This is a genomic window from Kribbella sp. HUAS MG21 (assembly GCF_040254265.1).
Lineage (GTDB): Bacteria > Actinomycetota > Actinomycetes > Propionibacteriales > Kribbellaceae > Kribbella.
On record NZ_CP158165.1, the window covers coordinates 1,531,851 to 1,548,544 of the forward strand.

General features: G+C 69.0%; 21 protein-coding genes. 12 read left to right on the plus strand and 9 right to left on the minus strand.

From position 1 onward, the window contains the following. Nucleotides 1-4: 4 nt before the first annotated feature. Nucleotides 5-982: a methyltransferase domain-containing protein gene (locus tag ABN611_RS07465; protein WP_350279053.1), complete on the minus strand. Its 978-nt coding sequence runs from the start codon at nt 980-982 to the stop codon at nt 5-7. 177 nt (nt 983-1,159) lie between these two features. Between ABN611_RS07465 and ABN611_RS07470 the strand changes: the two genes are divergently transcribed. From ABN611_RS07470 to ABN611_RS07480, 3 genes are all read left to right on the plus strand, one after another. Beyond that, complete coding sequence (locus tag ABN611_RS07470) at nt 1,160-1,498, plus strand: hypothetical protein (protein WP_350279054.1); 339 nt, start codon at nt 1,160-1,162, stop codon at nt 1,496-1,498. 71 nt (nt 1,499-1,569) lie between these two features. Then, nucleotides 1,570-2,244: a class I SAM-dependent methyltransferase gene (locus ABN611_RS07475; protein WP_350281608.1), complete on the plus strand. Its 675-nt coding sequence runs from the start codon at nt 1,570-1,572 to the stop codon at nt 2,242-2,244. A 110-nt stretch (nt 2,245-2,354) separates the two neighbouring features. After that, the gene (locus ABN611_RS07480; RefSeq protein WP_350279055.1) at nt 2,355-4,163 is read left to right on the plus strand and encodes a sugar-binding domain-containing protein; all 1,809 of its coding nucleotides are present in this window, start codon (nt 2,355-2,357) and stop codon (nt 4,161-4,163) included. Here ABN611_RS07480 and ABN611_RS07485 read toward each other — a convergent pair. Next, nucleotides 4,148-5,188: a putative sulfate exporter family transporter gene (locus ABN611_RS07485; RefSeq protein ID WP_350279056.1), complete on the minus strand. Its 1,041-nt coding sequence runs from the start codon at nt 5,186-5,188 to the stop codon at nt 4,148-4,150. The two genes, ABN611_RS07480 and ABN611_RS07485, sit on opposite strands and share 16 nt — an antisense overlap. Nucleotides 5,189-5,338: 150 nt before the next feature. Between ABN611_RS07485 and ABN611_RS07490 the strand changes: the two genes are divergently transcribed. Next, on the plus strand, nt 5,339-6,124 hold the full coding sequence (locus tag ABN611_RS07490) for a GntR family transcriptional regulator (protein ID WP_350279057.1): 786 nt from the start codon (nt 5,339-5,341) through the stop codon (nt 6,122-6,124). A 4-nt stretch (nt 6,125-6,128) separates the two neighbouring features. Here the strand turns inward: ABN611_RS07490 and ABN611_RS07495 are convergent, their stop codons facing one another. After that, on the minus strand, nt 6,129-7,037 hold the full coding sequence (locus ABN611_RS07495) for a LysR family transcriptional regulator (protein WP_350279058.1): 909 nt from the start codon (nt 7,035-7,037) through the stop codon (nt 6,129-6,131). A gap of 109 nt (nt 7,038-7,146) precedes the next feature. On the opposite strand from ABN611_RS07495, the gene ABN611_RS07500 reads away from it, so the two are divergent. The 5 genes from ABN611_RS07500 to ABN611_RS07520 are packed head-to-tail and all read left to right on the plus strand — an operon-like array spanning nt 7,147 to nt 10,530. Beyond that, a complete protein-coding gene (locus tag ABN611_RS07500; RefSeq protein WP_350279059.1) occupies nt 7,147-7,866 on the plus strand; it encodes an SDR family oxidoreductase in 720 nt (239 codons plus the stop codon). 1 nt (nt 7,867) lies between these two features. Continuing rightward, nucleotides 7,868-8,989, plus strand: coding sequence for a YbfB/YjiJ family MFS transporter (locus ABN611_RS07505; RefSeq protein ID WP_350279060.1), 1,122 nt, complete (start codon nt 7,868-7,870; stop codon nt 8,987-8,989). After that, nucleotides 8,971-9,312: an SgcJ/EcaC family oxidoreductase gene (locus ABN611_RS07510; RefSeq protein WP_350279061.1), complete on the plus strand. Its 342-nt coding sequence runs from the start codon at nt 8,971-8,973 to the stop codon at nt 9,310-9,312. Before ABN611_RS07505 ends, ABN611_RS07510 begins: the two co-directional genes overlap by 19 nt. 12 nt (nt 9,313-9,324) lie before the next feature. After that, nucleotides 9,325-9,720 (plus strand): VOC family protein, encoded by a 396-nt coding sequence (locus ABN611_RS07515; protein ID WP_350279062.1) that lies wholly within the window; start codon nt 9,325-9,327, stop codon nt 9,718-9,720. A gap of 24 nt (nt 9,721-9,744) precedes the next feature. Further along, nucleotides 9,745-10,530, plus strand: a complete 786-nt coding sequence (locus ABN611_RS07520; protein ID WP_350279063.1) for an arylamine N-acetyltransferase — start codon at nt 9,745-9,747, stop codon at nt 10,528-10,530. Between the two features lie 440 nt (nt 10,531-10,970). Here ABN611_RS07520 and ABN611_RS07525 read toward each other — a convergent pair whose 3' ends face one another. Continuing rightward, on the minus strand, nt 10,971-11,699 hold the full coding sequence (locus ABN611_RS07525) for an SDR family oxidoreductase (RefSeq protein ID WP_350279064.1): 729 nt from the start codon (nt 11,697-11,699) through the stop codon (nt 10,971-10,973). Between the two features lie 76 nt (nt 11,700-11,775). Between ABN611_RS07525 and ABN611_RS07530 the strand changes: the two genes are divergently transcribed. Continuing rightward, a complete protein-coding gene (locus ABN611_RS07530) occupies nt 11,776-12,153 on the plus strand; it encodes a MerR family transcriptional regulator (protein WP_350279065.1) in 378 nt (125 codons plus the stop codon). Here the strand turns inward: ABN611_RS07530 and ABN611_RS07535 are convergent. After that, on the minus strand, nt 12,134-12,754 hold the full coding sequence (locus ABN611_RS07535; protein ID WP_350279066.1) for a flavin reductase family protein: 621 nt from the start codon (nt 12,752-12,754) through the stop codon (nt 12,134-12,136). The two genes, ABN611_RS07530 and ABN611_RS07535, sit on opposite strands and share 20 nt — an antisense overlap. 67 nt (nt 12,755-12,821) lie before the next feature. Here ABN611_RS07535 and ABN611_RS07540 point away from each other — a divergent pair, with 67 nt between their 5' ends. Together ABN611_RS07540 and ABN611_RS07545 are read left to right on the plus strand one after the other, a co-directional pair. After that, nucleotides 12,822-13,499: a helix-turn-helix domain-containing protein gene (locus ABN611_RS07540; protein WP_350279067.1), complete on the plus strand. Its 678-nt coding sequence runs from the start codon at nt 12,822-12,824 to the stop codon at nt 13,497-13,499. Nucleotides 13,500-13,562: 63 nt separating this feature from the next. After that, on the plus strand, nt 13,563-13,802 hold the full coding sequence (locus ABN611_RS07545) for a hypothetical protein (protein WP_350279068.1): 240 nt from the start codon (nt 13,563-13,565) through the stop codon (nt 13,800-13,802). Nucleotides 13,803-14,149: 347 nt separating this feature from the next. Here the strand turns inward: ABN611_RS07545 and ABN611_RS07550 are convergent, their stop codons facing one another. The 4 genes from ABN611_RS07550 to ABN611_RS07565 all read right to left on the minus strand — a co-directional run bounded on the left by ABN611_RS07550 (nt 14,150) and on the right by ABN611_RS07565 (nt 16,662). After that, the gene (locus ABN611_RS07550; RefSeq protein WP_350279069.1) at nt 14,150-14,812 is read right to left on the minus strand and encodes a zf-HC2 domain-containing protein; all 663 of its coding nucleotides are present in this window, start codon (nt 14,810-14,812) and stop codon (nt 14,150-14,152) included. Beyond that, a complete protein-coding gene (locus ABN611_RS07555) occupies nt 14,809-15,318 on the minus strand; it encodes a sigma-70 family RNA polymerase sigma factor (RefSeq protein ID WP_350279070.1) in 510 nt (169 codons plus the stop codon). The genes ABN611_RS07550 and ABN611_RS07555 overlap by 4 nt, the downstream gene beginning before the upstream one ends. 39 nt (nt 15,319-15,357) lie before the next feature. After that, entirely contained in the window at nt 15,358-15,765 is a 408-nt protein-coding gene (locus ABN611_RS07560; protein WP_350279071.1) for a DoxX family protein, read from the minus strand. Between the two features lie 69 nt (nt 15,766-15,834). Then, nucleotides 15,835-16,662 carry a hypothetical protein gene (locus tag ABN611_RS07565; RefSeq protein ID WP_350279072.1) on the minus strand — a complete coding sequence of 276 codons (828 nt, stop codon included), beginning with the start codon at nt 16,660-16,662 and terminating at the stop codon, nt 15,835-15,837. Between the last annotated feature and the right edge of the window lie 32 nt (nt 16,663-16,694).

Here is a 16,694-nt window from a genome sequence, read left to right on the forward strand (position 1 = left end):
GATGTTATCGCGACTCGGCGCTCCTGCCTAGGCGAGTCAGCACATAAGCCGTCGGACTCGCCCCGCCGTATCTGAGCAACCGCTCCCGGACGACCTTCAGCCCTCGCTGCCGCTCAACCACTCTCCGAAGCAGCCGCTTGTCCTCGGTCAGCAACACCACGCGCCCAGCCGGCGCCAGCACGCGGTCGATCTCCCGCAGTACGCCGGGATACAGCCCGCGGTTGCTCCGGTGACTCCCCACCTGCTTTCCGAACGGAAGATTCGCGACCACCCGATCCACACTCCCGTCCGCGACCGGAAGCGACCCCGCCTCCGCCCGAACCACATTGGGGACCCAGGGTTTGGTGTTGTAGCCGGCAAGGGCCAGGGCGTGCGGGTCATGGTCGGCGCCCAGCAGGCGGACGGTGGGTTCGCGGCGGCGCGCGGCAAGGAGGATGGTTCCGGTGCCACAGAACGGGTCCAACACGGTCTGATGCGGGCGGATCTTGGCCAGCCGGACCAGAACTTCAGCGGCGATCAGATTGGTTGACCAGGGCAACCGTCTCAGCGAGCCGAAGCGCCGAGGCCACGCCAGCGGGCCGTACTGCACCACCCACCCGTCGGCCGATCGCTCGAGGTTGACGTCCCACTCGCCCGGCCGGTTCAGCCAACCACAGCGCTGTTCGAAGTCGGCGATCATCGCGCGTCGCCGTACCGGATCGCGGTCGCCCACCCGGAACTTCACCGGCGGCTCGAGACAACTGAGTACGCCGGAACGCAACGACCTCTGGAGATCTCGCACCGCGGCCGTCGAGTACAGCGGGCAGGCCGCAAGTTCGTCGAGCGGCCCGTCGACGACGCACTCCACGGTGTGCGGCGACGTCTGACGGACCGAGCGTACGGACGCCATGGCGCGCAGGTCCTCGGCGAGGAGATCGGCGGCGCCGGCGATGGTGGACAGGACGAGGTGATCGGTGACGCAGGGCAGGATGATGCCGGACAAGGTGAGGCTCCTGAAGGATCGCGATCGACAGAACGGCCGAAACGCGGTGCAGGCACGTCAAACCCAGCCGACTCCCACCGGAGCCCGCCCCGACACACCCACACCCTCAGAAGCGCTGCATCACCCAGCACCCTACGGCGCCCAGCACGCGCCCGCTTCTGCTTTTACGATGCGCAGGTGGAGTGCGTGATAGAGGAACGGATGGCCGGCGACGCGGAACTGACGGAGTTGCTGACGGCCGCTTTCGCGGAACTGGTCGGCCGGTACGGCGCGGAAGGCCGCTCCCTCGTGAAGGCCGGCGCCCGCTACTTCGTCGTACTAGATGACGAGGGCCGCGCAGTGGGGTGTGACGCTCACGCGGCGCGCTCGGCGGGGTACCCGGTCCTGCGTTTGTCGACCGGGCAGCTGCAGCCGGAGGCCATCGCGCTGTACGAGTCGGGCGGGTACGTCCGCACTGCTCCCTGGGACAAGTACGTCGATCAGCCAGGCGTGCGCTGTTACGCGAAAAGCCTTTGAGAACAAGGGAAATCCGGTAGGATCGGGTGGTGACGGGAGCTCGGATTTCTACGGTTGAGCAGTTGCTCGACGTGTTGGACCAGGTGGTGGGTGCGAGCGGGCGCGGGGACCGGGCTCGGGGGTCCGCGGCGGAGTATTGGAGCGGCTTGTTGACCACTCCTGGGCATCCGCTGGCGACGCAGTTGCCGGATGAGCCGTTGGTCGATTGGTATGAGCGCGGCCTGCTCGGAGAGCTCGACGGAGCGCGGGTGCTCGACGTCGGGTGCGGTGGGGCGCGGAACACGCGGTGGTTCGCGGAGCACGGCGCGACGGTGGACGGTGTCGATCTCGCGGCGGAGCTGCTCGACCAGCTCCGGCCGAGCATGCCGGACGCCGTGACGTTGACGACTCTCGACGTACTGCGGGATCCCCTGCCGGACCGCGCGTACGACGTGGTGTACGACTCCGGCTGCTTCCACCACATCGCGCCGCATCGCCGGATCACCTATCTCGAGCGGATCCTCCCGCTGGTGCGGGCCGGCGGCCGGTTCGGGATCGTCACGTTCGCGGCCGAGCGGATGGAGACGCCGAGCGACCTCGACGTGGTCAGCAACGGCGACACGTACGGCGGCATGACGTTCTCCCTCGACGACCTGCGCACGATCTTCGGCGCCCTCACGCCCCTCGACCTCCGCCCGGTCCGCGCGGACCGGGAGCACACGTTCGCCGCCGACTTCCTCAACGCCGGCCTCTTCACCACCCCCTGAGACCGCACCACCCCGCCGTACCGCTCGGGCCGTGATTCCCCATTGCCGCGCCTATTCCAACGTTGTAACCTTCTGCTGCCCGACACCGACCAGTTTCAACGGGAGAGTTCATGTCGCAGCCTCGTGCGGAGTATCCGCGCCCGCAGTTCGTTCGGCCCGAGTGGCTCAACCTGAACGGCGACTGGCAGTTCGAGATCGACCGGTCGGACTCCGGGCTGGAGCGCGGGCTCCGGGAGCGCGAGCTGGCGCAGCGGATCGTCGTACCGTTCGCGCCGGAGAGCGCGTTGTCCGGGATCGAGGACGTCGACTTCCTGGAGGCCGTCTGGTACCGCACCACGGTCACGATCCCCGCGGACTGGGACGGCAAGGACGCGGTCCTGCACTTCCAGGCCGTCGACCACGATGCCACCGTCTGGGTGAACGGCGAGGAGGTCGTCCGGCACCGCGGCGGCTTCACGCCCTTCAGCGCGAACCTCAGGAACGTCGCCCGCCCCGGCGAGGAGGCGACCATCGTCGTCCGCGCCCGCGACCCGCACAAGGGCCCGCAGGCCCGCGGCAAGCAGAGCCAGCTGTACTTCAACCACGCCTGCCTCTACACCCGCACGACCGGCATCTGGCAGACCGTCTGGCTCGAAGCGGTACCCACGGTGCACCTGAAGCGGCCGCGGATCACCCCGGACGTGGCCGGCTCGGCCTTCCACCTCGAAGTACCCGTCTCCGCGAACAAGGCCGGCTACAAGATCAAGGCGATCCTCAAGGACGCCGACGGTGAGGTCGCCACCGCGGAGGTCCGCGCCGACCTCGACCTGGCCCCGCGCCTCACGCTGCAGGTCCCGGCCGACCGCGTCCGCCTCTGGGACACCACCGATCCGCACCTGTACGACGTACGCCTCGAGCTGATCGATGCCGAGGGCAACATCGTCGACGGTGCGGACTCGTACGCCGGACTGCGGTCGGTGAGCATCAACGGCAAGGCGATCCTGATCAACGGGAAGAACGTTTTCCAGCGCCTCGTCCTGGACCAGGGGTACTGGCCGGAAAGCCTGATGACGGCGCCGTCCGAGGAGGCGCTGGTCCGCGACATCGAGCTCGGCCTGGCGGCCGGGTTCAACGGCGCGCGGCTGCACCAGAAGGTGTTCGAGGAGCGGTTCCTGTACCACGCGGACCGGCTCGGGTACCTGGTCTGGGGCGAGTTCGGCGACTGGGGCTCCGGCGTCGGCCACACCGACACGGACAACCAGCAGCCGACGGCGTCGTACGTCGCGCAGTGGCTGGAGGCGGTCGAACGCGACTACAGCCACCCGAGCATCGTCGGCTGGTGCCCGCTGAACGAGACGCACCAACTGCTGCACGACCGGATCACGCAGCTCGACGACGTGACCCGCGCGATGTTCCTGGCCACCAAGGCCGCGGACACCAGCCGTCCGGTGCTGGACGCCTCCGGCTACAGCCACCGGGTGCCGGAAACCGATGTCTGGGACTCGCACAACTACGAGCAGGACCCGGCCAAGTTCGCCGAGCAGATGGCGGATCTCGTCAACGACAAGCCGTACGGAAACACCGGCGGACCGGAGGGCAAGCCGATCTCGCTCGCGTACGACGGCCAGCCGTACTTCTGCTCCGAGTTCGGCGGCATCTGGTGGAACGCGGAGGCCGCGGCCGCGGGCAAGGACGGCCGCAGCGCGGACTCGTGGGGCTACGGACAGCGGGTCGCGGACGAGGAGGAGTTCTACACGCGCTTCGCCGGCCTCGTCGACGCGCTGCTCGACAACGAATTGATGTTCGGCTACTGCTACACGCAACTAACCGACGTTTTCCAGGAAGAGAACGGCATCTACAACTTCGACCGCAGCAACAAGCTCGACGTACCGCGGATCAAGGCGATCCAGGAACGCCAGGCCGCCTACGAGAAGGACTGAAGTCCGAGACTGCCGACAGTGACCAGGGCCCAGAGAATCGCTCCGAGAAGGAGCGGCCTGGGCCCTGCGTCACGCAGTTCGCTGGGCCGCAGCGACAGGCCGATCGCGGCGAGCGCCGCGGTGATCAGGACGCTGCCGGTGAGGCTCAGACCGGGCAGCCAGGACTCCGGTACGGCGCCCGCGGAACGAAGGCCGGCGGCCGCGACGAACCCGATCAGGAACAGTGGGACGAGCTTGCGCCATGGCAACGGTTTGCGGATCGATGCCGTCGCGCCGTCGTACGAACCCTCGCCGACGGCGTCGAGTGCGCGCGCCGCGCGGTTCTCGCGGCGGATCTTCAGCGCGGCCAGGGTCAGCACGATCGGGATCAGCGTCAGCGACCGCGTCAGCTTCACGACGATCGCCTGATCGCCGGCCGCCTGGCTGTACGCGTACCCGGCGGCGACCACCGACGACGTGTCGTTGATCGCCGTACCCGCCCACAGCCCGAAGGCCTCCGGGCTCATGCCCAGCAGGTGCCCGAGCGGCGGAAACGTCAGGACGGCGACGATGTTGAACGTGAAGATCGTCGCGAGCGCGTAAGCGACCGACGACCGCTTGGCGCCGATCGCCGCGGTCGCGGCCGCGATCGCGGACCCGCCGCAGATCGCCGTACCGACACCGATCAGGGTCTGGGTGTCACCGCGGACGCCGAGCAACCGGCCGAAGAGCCACGCGCCGCCGAGCGCGAGCGCAAGCGTGCCGAGCATGACCGGCAGCGACGAGACGCCGACCTGGGCGACCTGCTGGAGCGACAGGCCGGTGCCGAGTACGACGATCGACAGCTGCAGCAAGGTCTTGGACGCGAAGTCGTAGCCCGGGCGCCAGGCGTCGGAGCGCAGTACCGGGATCACGCTGCCGGCGATCACGCCGAGCAGGATGCCGAAGACGGGTCCGCCGACGAGCGGTACGAGGCGGCCGAGCGGGACCGCCGCGGCGGTGATGACCAGGACGATCGCCAGTCCGCGCAGCCGCGAGGCCGCCATGACGAGGCGGGAGACGGCGCGAGGGGCGGCGCGGTGTGTGCCAGGTGCCCTAACCTCGAGCTGCACCACTAGCCGGTCCCCTCTTGCCGAGAAATGTACGTACATTCAAGGTAGGAGATGACCGGACATTTGGCAACCTGGAGGAACTGGGTGAACGTGCGCAGGCTCGACCGGGCCGGTGGAGGACCGTTGTGGAAGCAGCTGCAGTCGGATCTGGTCCGGCGGCTGCGGTCCGGCGAGTTCGACGACGCTTTCCCGGGAGAGCTCGCGCTGGTCGAGGAGTACGCGGTCAGCCGGCACACGGTCCGCCAGGCGCTCGGACAGCTGCGCACGGAAGGGCTGATCGTCGCCGAACGCGGCCGGCAGCCGCGGGTCGCGACCGCGCCGGAGATCCGGCAGCCGATGGGCGCGCTCTACAGCCTGTTCTCGTCCGTCGAGGAGGCGGGGCTCGCCCAGCGCAGCGTCGTACGGACCCTCGACGTGCGCGCCGACGGGGTCATCGCGGCCCGGCTCGACCTGGAGGCGTCGATCCCGCTGCTGTACCTCGAGCGCCTGCGCTATGCCGGTGACGAGCCGCTCGCGCTCGACCGCGTCTGGCTCCCGGCATCGCTCGCCGAGCCGCTGCTCGACGCCGACTTCACCCACACCAGCCTGTACAACGAGCTCGCCAACCGCACCGGCATCGTCCTCGACCACGGCCGCGAGGACATCCGCGCCGTCGTACCGACCCCGGCCGAGCGCGCCCTCCTGCACTGCCCGGCCGACGCGGCCGCGTTCTCCATCAACCGCCAGGGCAGCTCGCAGAACCGCCCAGTCGAATGGCGGCACACACTGGTCCGCGGCGACCGCTTCGGCCTGTCCGCGGAGTTCTCGGCACACACCGGCTATCGCCTCACGCCGTCACCAAACACCACGGCACTGACACAAGCTTGGTAGCTCGTCACGCTCCACGGAACGGGTCGTCCGCCGGAAGCCAGGCGTCCGGATCGAACTCCACCTTCACGTCGCGCGTCAGCGCCTCGATCGCCGCGAGTACGGCGGGTCGCTCCTCGTCGCGGCGGGACACGAGAGCCCAGGTCCACAAGGGCATCGGGTCGACGACCGGGCGGCGGACGAAGCCGCGCGGGACAGGCGTCGCGTCGCGTTTGGGCGAGCTGACGACCGGGCGACCGAGGCGGCGCACGTGCTCGTAGAACGCGGGGCCGGTGATGCCGTGGTCGTCGATTCGCTCCACGGTCGCGCCGGTCGCGCGCGCGAACTCCAGCGCGTAGATGTTCCACGAGGCCCAGGCTTCGGTGTCGGCGTCGACGAGTACCGTCGTGTCCCGCGCCCGGACCGGCGCGTTGCCGCCGACGGAGACCGCGAACAGCCGATCCACGCCCAGCAACGCGCCCGACAGCCCCTGCTCCGCCAGGTCGGTCGAGCGGACCCAGCAGATTCCCAGGTCGATGCTGCCGTCGGCGACCCGCGCGGCCTGCGTGTGCGACGGCATCACCCAGGCGTCGACGAGCAACTGCGCGACCCCGGACACTCGCTCGGCCAGATCCGCCGGGTGCCAGCTGACGTACCCCAGCCGCACCGGTTCGGTCACCGCGAATCCCCGGGCGGTGCGGCGTAACGCGTCGGCCTGCTCGAGCAACGCCCGGGTCTGCGGCAGCAAGGTCTCGCCGAACGCGGTCAACCGGACGGTCCGGCGATCGCGTTCGAACAGCCGCACTCCGAGGTCCCGCTCGAGGGACTTGATCTGCTGCGACAGGGACGGTCCCGCGATGTGCAGCCGGGCGGCGGCCCGGCCGAAGTTCAGTTCCTCGGCGACCGCGACGAAGTACCGCAACTGGCGCAGCTCCACGTGCCGAAGCGTAGTAGGCCGAGCCTCTCAGCTGGGAGCAAACCGGTCGTGGAAAAGCGCAGGTGGTTCGACAACGATCGAAGTACATCACCTCGAGAAAGCGAGAACCATGAACCACCACCGCAAAGTCGCCGTGATCACCGGAGCCTCGCAGGGCATCGGCGCCGGGCTCGTCACGGCGTACCGCAAGCTCGGGTACGCCGTCGTCGCGAACTCGCGGACGATCGCGCGTTCCGACGACCCGGAAATCCTGGCCGTCCCCGGCGACCTGGCCGAGCCCGGCGTCGGAAAACGTGTGATCGAACAGGGCCTGGACACCTTCGGCCGGATCGACACGCTGGTCAACAACGCGGGCGTGTTCGTCGCGAAGCCGTTCACGGAGTACAGCGACGAGGACTACGACCAGGTCGTCCGGCTCAACCTGCGCGGATTCTTCGACACGACCCGGCGGGCGATCGCCGCGATGCTGGAGAACACGGATTCCGACAAGGGCCACGTCGTCAACATCACGACCACCTTCGCGGATCGCGGTTTCAGCGCCGTGCCGGCGGCGCTCGCCGCATTGACCAAGGGCGGCCTGAACTCCGTCACCAAGTCGCTGGCCACCGAGTACGCCGACCGCAACATCCGCGTCAACGCGGTCGCGCCGGGCGTCATCCGGACACCGATGCATCCCGAGGAGTCACACGCTTTCCTGGCCGCGCTGCACCCGGTCGGGCGGCTCGGCGAGATCGACGAGATCGTCGACGCGGTCACCTACTTGGAAGGCGCGAAGTTCGTCACAGGCGAGATCCTGCACGTCGACGGCGGCCAGCAGGCAGGCCACTGACATGAAGCAGCGGCGCCAGGCAGGCCACGGTGCGGCGCTGGCGGGTCGAGGGGCGGCGGCGCTGGCCGGTGGGATGGGGATCGGACGGTTCGCGTACACGCCGATCCTGCCGATGATGCACACCCAGGCCGGCCTGTCACCGCGCCTCGGTGCGGCGCTCGCGACCGCCAACTACACCGGCTACCTCGCCGGCACGTTGACGGCGCTCTTCGCACCCCGGCTGCTGCAGTCCCGCTGGGCGCTCCGGCTGTCGCTACTCGTCCTGACCGCGACCCTCGCATTGATGCCGGTCAGCCGGAGCGGCACGCTCTGGCTCGGTCTTCGCCTGGTGGCGGGGATCGCGAGCGCGCTGGTGTTCGTGATCGCGGTCAGCGCCGTACTCTCCCGGGTACCCGGTCACCAGGTCGGCTGGACATTCAGCGGGGTCGGCGCAGGCATCGCGCTCTCGGGGATCGCCTTGGCCGGCGGCAGTTGGCGTACGGCGTGGTGGATCGCGGCCGGCCTCACGATCGCCTGCACGATTCCGGCCTGGCACCTGACCGGATCGCCGTCTCCGGCAGGTGACCGCGGGCCCGCCACGCGCCAGTTCACCGCGCTGCTCACCAGCTACACGCTGGAAGGCATCGGCTACATCATCGCCGGCACGTTCCTCGTTGCCGCGATCAACGAAACCGCAGCGGGTCCGGTCGGTAACAGCGCCTGGATCGTCGCCGGCCTGGCCGCCGTACCGTCGACGGCGCTCTGGTCACGCCTCGGCCGCCGCTGGCCGCGGCCGGCACTGCTTCTGGTCGCGTTGGTCCTGCAGGCAGCCGGCACCGCGCTGCCGACGATCGTCCCCGGAACCGTCGCGGCGCTGATCTCCGCGGCGCTCTTCGGAGCAACGTTCCTGGGCATCGCCAACCTGGCGCTCGCAATCGGCGCCGAACAGCGTTTTCCGCACGCGGTTTCCGTCCTCACCACCGGCTACAGCCTCGGCCAGATCGCCGGGCCGCTGGCCGTCGGACCCCTGCTGCACAACGGCTATCACCAGGCGCTCCTGGTCAGCGCGGGCGTCGTCGCGCTGGCCGCGGTCGCCGTACTACCAATACTGCGAAGGAGACTCACATGCTCAGCAACGTCATGAACCAATGGAAAGCCGGAATCGAGGACCACGACCCGGAGCGCGTAGCGGCCCTCTTCACGAAGGACGCCATCTTCCAAGGACTGCATCCGTACGGCGTCGGGCGCGACGCGGTCGCCGAGTACTACGCAGCGCAACCGCTCGGGCTGTCACCGCAGTACGAGATCCTGGAAACCCGGGTACTGGCGGACGATCTCGTCCTCGGATACCTGGCCGTCGACTTCACCTTCACCGATCGGCCCACGCTCAGCGTCAAGCTCAGCGTGCTGATCCGGCGCACCGACGAGGGCTGGCTGATCGCGCACTACCAGGTCTCCCGGTTGTAGATACTGGGCCGCATGGGTGTCAAAGAGTTGCGGCTGGTTGTGACGGTGGACGACTACGACGAGGCGGTCGCGTTCTACCGCGATGTGCTCGGGTTGCCGGAGAGGGCGTCGTACTCGTCGGAGGACGGGCGGGTGACGATCCTGGAGGTGGAGCGGGCGACGTTGGAGCTCGCGGATCCGGGGCAGGCCGAGTTCATCGACGCGGTCGAGGTCGGGCGGCGGGTGGCCGGGAAGTACCGCGTGGCGCTGGAGGTCGACGACTCGGCCGCCACCACGCGGACTCTGGCCGACGCCGGGGCGACGGTGGTCGCGGAGCCGACGCGGACGCCGTGGGACTCGCTGAACGCTCGTCTCGAGACGCCGGGTGGGATCCAGCTCACGTTGTTCACGGAGCTTGACCTCAAGTGAACTCGAACCGTTGAGATGGCGGCCATGTGGAACATCGAGAACCTCGACCTGGACGCCTATCTCGCCCGGATCGGGCACGAACGCGTCGCCCCGTCCGCTGACGCGTTGCGCAGCCTGCATCGCGCGCATGTGCTCGCGATTCCGTTCGAGAACCTCGACGTCGTCCTCGGTACGCATCCTGGGATCGCGCTGGACGCGATCCAGGCGAAGCTCGTCGGCCGGCAGCGGGGCGGGTACTGCTACGAGCACACGCTGCTGTTCGGGGCGGCGCTGGAGCAGCTCGGGTACGACGTCGTACGGCGGGTCGCTCGGGTACAGCCGCACAAGTCCGGGCCTCGGACGCATGCGTTGCTGAAGGTTGGGGTTGACGGGCAGGAGTTCCTGGCCGATGTGGGTTTTGGGGCCGGTCAGCTGTACCCGACGCCGCTGAAGGACGGGGCTGTCGTGGATCAGGCAGGCTGGGACCATCGCCTCACAGTCGTCGGCGATCTGTGGACTCTGTCCAAGAAGACCGCCGACGGCTGGGAGCCCCAGCACGCGTCAAACGACGAGCCGGTCCGACCGATCGACTACGAGGTCTACCACCACTACGTCTCCACCCACCCGAACTCGCCTTTCACCGGCCGCCCGGTCGTCATGCGCGTAACCGACGGGATGGTCCGCCGCCTGGTCGGCGACACCCTGGTTATCGAGTACGCCGACGGCCGCACGACGGAACGCGCCTTACCTCGCGCCGACCTACCCGACGTCCTCAAATCCCTAGACGTCCACCTGAACGACGAAGAACTAGACCGCCTACGCCTCCTGTAAACCACCCCGCGTGCTCCGCGGGCGCTTCCTTCGTCGCTCCGCTCCTCAGCGCATCCACTACGCCCGCCCCCACCCACCCCCGGGCTTAGCGCCCGGACAACTGTTTCCGGCTCACGCCGGGGCTTTCCGGCTTACGCCGGTCCTTCCGGCTGCCGCCGGTTGTTTCCGGCTGCCGCCGGTCCTTCCGGGCTCACGCCGGGGCTTTCGGCTGACGCTGGGCTCCTCCGGCTTACGCCGCGATCTTCTGGCCAGCGCCGGACTGCGGGCGCTGGGCGCCTCTGCTGCGAGGCTCGTTGGCTGTTCGTGAGGGTCGAGCTGCAAGCGCCGCGCTTGTGCGCAGCATCCCGCGTGGCACGGACGGGCCCAGCAAAACCCAACGTCGCCTTGCGCCGCCGGGCGGGTTCGCGCGCCGTCATGCGACGTTGGTGTGCCGGCAGATCTCAAGCTGCTGTCAGTTCTGACAGCGCGCGTTCCATCGCCAAGTTGAACTCTTCGGGTGTGAGCGTCAGTCGTGCCTTCACGTCTCGGCTCCACTGGTCGGCCAGGACCTCGGCGTGACCCGCCTCGACGGCGGCCAGTGTGGTGTCGGCCAGGTCCTTCGGTGCGAGTTTGGCGACCGGCCAGCCGGCCGACATGTCGGTGTCTGCCAGGCCGAGGTGCACCGCCGTCACGAGCGTGCCCTGATCAGCTAGCTCCAGGCGGACGCCGTTCGTCATCGCCCACGCGGCCGCCTTCGTCAGGTGGTACGCGTTGGCGCCCTTGACCCCGAACCACGACATCGCGGAAAGCACGTTCACGATCGCGCCGCCGCCGTTCCTGGCGAGCACCGGCGCGAATTCCCGGATCATTCCCAGATGTCCGAAAACGTTTGTCTCCAGCTCGTCCCGCACCGCGTCCAGCGAACCGCTCACGAGGTCGGTCCCGGTCTGGATCCCCGCGTTGTTGACGAGCAGCGACACATCAGGCGCCGCCTCCGCGGCCGCCCGCACCGACGCAGGTACGGCGATGTCGAGCGGCAGCACCTCGACGCCGGGTAGGTCGACGGTTTCCGGCCGGCGCGCCGTCGCGTACACCTTGCGGGCGCCGCGTTCGAGCAGCCGTTGGGCGAACGCGCGACCCAGCCCGCGGTTGGCTCCGGTGACGAGTGCGACTGAGTTCGTGATGTCCATGCCCGGTACGCTAAAACCTGACGTTGACGTCAGAGGCAAGTGTCAACCACGCGGAACGCAGTGAGAGGAATCACGCATGCCCGCCACCCAGGCCCCGGCCGACCGGCTGATCCGCATCGGCGAACTGGCGCGCGACGCCGGCGTCTCGGTGCGCGCCGTCCGCTACTACGAACAGCAGGGCCTGCTCACCGCGGAGCGCAGCCCGTCCGGCCAGCGCCTGTACCGCCAGGAAACCGTTACCCTGGTGCGCTTCTTCCAGCAGATGTACGCCGCCGGCCTCACCAGCCGCAGGATCGCGGAACTCCTCCCCTGCTGGGATTCCGGCCACACCGACGCCGAGCAACGCGCCATGCTCCGCGCTGAACGCGACCGCATCCAGGCCAAGGTCGACGACCTCCAGACCGCCCTGAACCGCCTCGACGAGATCATCGAGATCACGGACGCCCACCCGTAGCCCGCGGCGTCTCGGTGCGGAACGATTCGCCCAACTCGGCCCCCAGGCCGAAGTAGTGCCGGAAGTTGTAGATCAGCGGCGACCACGCGGCGGGATCGACATAAGACGTTCCCGGTACGACGACACGTTCGGCGGCATGCACCCGCAGCACGCGCGCCTGGACGATCAGGAAGTTGCCTTTGGCATCCAGCTCCGCGTGGTCGACGGTCGCCTCGAACTGGAGCGGACATTCGGCGACGCGCGGCGGTGCGACAAACTCAGCAGCAACCGGCGTCAGACCAGCGGCAGCGAACTTCGCGCGCTCATGGCGGAAGCGAGCCCGCTTCTCCGCCGGGACCGGATCCGCCCCGGTCAACGACGCAAGGCGTTCGACCGATTCCCACAGCGCAGGCGACGGGTAGTTGACCACCAACTCCGGACGCGCACGCAGGTTGATCGCCGTCTGGCCGGTGACGCCCAGGCCCAGGACCACCACATCGTCCAGTGCCCACGCGGACGACATCGGCGCGAGGTTCGCGGTGCCGTCCTCGTTCGTGGTGCTGAGCAGGGCCACTGGCGTGCCGACGTACAGGATGGAAGGTTCGATCGTCAGGTGGGTCACGTCGATCGACGCTAGGCACGGGACCGTTCGGCGGGGACCTAACCGTCGCGGCGGCATGATGGGTGACATGACTGTCGAGGGTGCGGAGCTGGCCGGCTGGGCGCGAATGCTCGCGGACGGGACCCGGGCGACGGTCTGTCTGGCGCTGCTCGACGGGCGCGCGTGGACGGCGACGGAGCTCGCGCGCCTGGCGAAGGTCTCGCGCCCCACGATCAGCGAACATCTGAACCTGCTGGTCGACGGCGGCCTCCTGACCGAAGTGCGGCAGGGCCGGCACCGGTACGTGAAGCTGGCCGGCCCTGACACGGCCGAGTTGATCGAAGGCCTCGCCGCGCTGGCGCCCCGCCGTACCGAAGTGGCGAACAGCTTGTCGGCCGTGAGCAGGCGGGACGCGTTCGCGCGGGCTCGCACCTGCTACGACCACCTGGCCGGCAAGCTCGGCGTCGCGCTCGCCGAAGCGATGACCGAGCGCGGCCTGATCGACTGGTCCGACGGCATCGCGTTGACGGCGGAAGGCCAAGCCTGGCTGGAAGATCTCGGCATCGAACTGCCGGTACGACGGGGACGCCCGGCCGTGCGTTCTTGTCTGGACGTGACCGAGCGCCGCCCGCACCTGGCCGGCGCGGTCGGCGCGGCGCTCTGCGAACACGCTTTCCGGAACGGCTGGGTCTCGCGCATTCCGGGCGGTCGCGCCCTGAAGGTGCACGACGCGGTTCAAGCATTCGGACTGTCGTCCGGAGTCTGAGACCAGCGCGGAGGAACACGCTTTCAAGAGGCGCCGCGACCCGAATGCCTCTAGCCTTCGGCCATGACCGAGTTCGAGCCCGGCACCGAGCTGGTGTCCCGTCTCCCTCTGCCCAGCCACGTCGTCGTCCACGCGGACGGCAAGTGGCGTCGCGGCTGGCTGATCGGCCGCGACCACGAGGAGTCGGGATGGACCGCCCTGGTGCAGTACGAGGGCGACGACGGCAACGAGCGGACGGAACGCCTGCCGGCGGACCGGATCGCCCTGCCGACGTCGGAAGGCCCGACCGAGCAGGCGTCCTAGGGAGGGTACGCAGCACGAAGGCCCCGGTGAGTTCTCACCGGGGCCTTCGTGCGTAACGCTGCCGGCGCCTCAGAAGCAGTCGAGAATCCCGCCCCAGGCCCTTCGGGCGGATGACCTGGGACGGGATCTCAGTGGCGTTACACACGGTGTATCGGCGGTGACGGCCCGAGTGTTACAGCCGAACCCGGATTTTCTTCTCGGCCCGGTCACGACGCGCGGCTCGATCCCGTCACGACGTACGGCGACCCCGGTGCACGTCCCTGAACACCGGGGCCTAGGGCGGCGGCCTCTCGAGCGACCGCCGACCTTTCCTTCCTGGTGCCCCGACAGGCTGCGTGCAATCGCGTTCAGAAACGAACAGCGAGCAGTACGCGACCGGTTTCCGAACTGCGGATGTCCAGCGCGCGGATCTCGTGCCGCCGCAGCTTCGTGGTCGCGGCCGGTTTCACGGTCGTCCCGGGCGCGGAGGTCCAGCTCGCGATCAGCTCGACCTTCCCGGTCGTGTCGGTGACGTACAGCTCGTAGCCGCGGGCGCGTTCGCTCGGCGTCGCGCTGTCGTCGTACCGGCAGCTGATCTCGATCGTCGTACCCCAGGGCTCCGGCACCAGGCGCGCGTCCGCGGACAGCTTGCTGGAAACGGTCTGGGCCAGTACGACGTAATCGCCCTTCGGCTCGTCGCGCGTCAGCGGCACCACGACCAGCGCGCCGACGACCGCCGCGGCGACGCCGATCGCGGTGGCCAGCGCGCCGAACCGGATCCGCCGCTTGCGGCGCTCGCGCTGGACGGCGCGGACGAGCCCGGGCAGCAGGTTCGGCGGTTCGGCCGCGATGGTGGCCAGCGCGCGCTCGGTCGGCAACGCGGCGAGCACTCCCGGTACGCCGGCCAGTGAGGCGACCGCGGCCGAGCACTCCGCACACGTGTGCAGGTGCTCCTCGTACGCGCGCCGGTCCTTCGCCGACAGCGCGCCGAGCAGGTACGCCGCGTCCCACTCCCGGTACGCGTCGCTCACTGGCTCGTCACCCCCTTCTCCTGCAGCGCGAGCTTCAGCGCCCGCAGCCCGTAGTGCAGCCGCGACTTCACGGTGCCCGACGGGATGTCCAGTTCCTCGGCGATGTCGGTGACCGTCCGGCGTCCGTAGTACGCCCGAACGATCACCTGCCGGTGTTCCTCCGACAACTGTGCCAGGGACTCCGCGACCAGCCACGCGTCGAGTACTGCGTTCGCGTGGTCGGCGCTCGGGTTCTCGGGGAGTTCGTCGCTGGCGATCTCCCGGCTGACGCGGGCGCTGCGGCGGTCGTCGATGACGAGGTTGCGCGCCACCGTGAACAGCCAGGCCCGGGCGCCGGCCTCGTCCTCGGCGAGGATGTTGGGCCGGCGCCAGGCGCGGAGCAGGGTTTCCTGGACGACGTCCTCGGCCAGGCGTTCGTCGCCGGTCAGCCGGACGACGAACCGCCACAGCGCGGGAGCGTGCACGTCGTGCAACTCACGGAGCAGCGTCGCCCGGTCGTCGGCCATCGGCGCTCCTGCTCTGTGGGGCATCGGGTCCGTCATCGGCTACTCGGTCGCTACGACTGCCTGTTGCGCCCGCGCCGACCGCTCCAGCGCCCAGGCGCCGTTGCCCAGGAAAGCGATCAGCAGGAAAGCGAAGCAGAACAGCGCCGCCTTCTCGCCACCATTCTGCACAGGCAGCAAAGCACCTGCCTGGTGAACAGTGAAGTACGCGTAGGCCATCGATCCCGAGCAGAGCAGCGCGGCGTACCGGGTACCGAACCCGATCATCACCAGTGCGCCGCCGACGGTCTGGATCAGCGAGGCCCACCAGCCGGGCCAGGCGAACAGCGGCGCCTGTTGCGCCCCGAGCACGCCGAACAGCGCGGCCGCGCCGTGGGTGGCGAACAAGAATCCGACGACGATCCTGAAGACACCGATCACTTCCTTCTGGAAACGCTCGAGCACCTGCACAGGGCCTCACTCCTCGCGGTGTGGTGATGGTCATGTGCTTGTTTCGAACGATTGAGCGCTCTACTTGGTTCAACGCTGAGTGGTTCGAAGATCACACACCGAATCGGTTGTCTCACGGGCGCCGAGTTGGTATCCGCGCGCGGCCACCGTCAGGCCGGCACCCCAGACGACGTATGCCGACACCGCGACCCAGAAGAAGCCTTCCGGAAGACCGACGTCGCCGTACGCCAACCGCCCGAGGATCGCGTTGACGATCATCTGGACGAGGCCGACACCGAAGTACGCCGTCATGCCGGCGCCGAGCGTGTAGCCGGGCAGCAGCAGGAGCCAGCGAGGAAAACGGTGGCCGATCGGGTGCACGAGGAGGAACGGGAGAACCGTCCCGACCAGCACGAAACCGCTTTCGAAAAGCAGGATCGACAGGTTTCCGCCGTAGGGCGTCTGGTCGAAGCCGACGACCGCCTGCGCGCCGAGCCGCGTGAGGCATCCGGCGAAAGCGGCCCAGCCGCCCGCGATCGAAATCCAGCGCGGCCACGACTGCGCGCGAGATTGGTGCGCTCTGGCCAGGAAACCGAGAAGCAGCGCGCCGGTGACGGCGCCGAGCCTGCTCAGCATTCCGAGCACGTCGAACGGGATGCCCAGGCCGGGTAGGACCATGGCGACCAGGTCGAGCAGGACGAAACCGGCTGCGGCGATCCAACCTGCGGCCAGGGCCCAGAGCAGGCGGGGCCTTGTCGTGAACACGGCCAGCGCGGTGAGCAGGCACGCGCCGACCGCCGCCCAGTTCGGGATCAGCAGATCGTTCCCGGGAAGCTTCCACGTGGGCGCATGCCCGGTCGCGTACCAGATCCGTAGGAAACCGTATGCCGTCGCCCACACCACGACTGCTCGCCTCATACGGCCAGTCTGTTGAGGCCGGACGGCGCGCG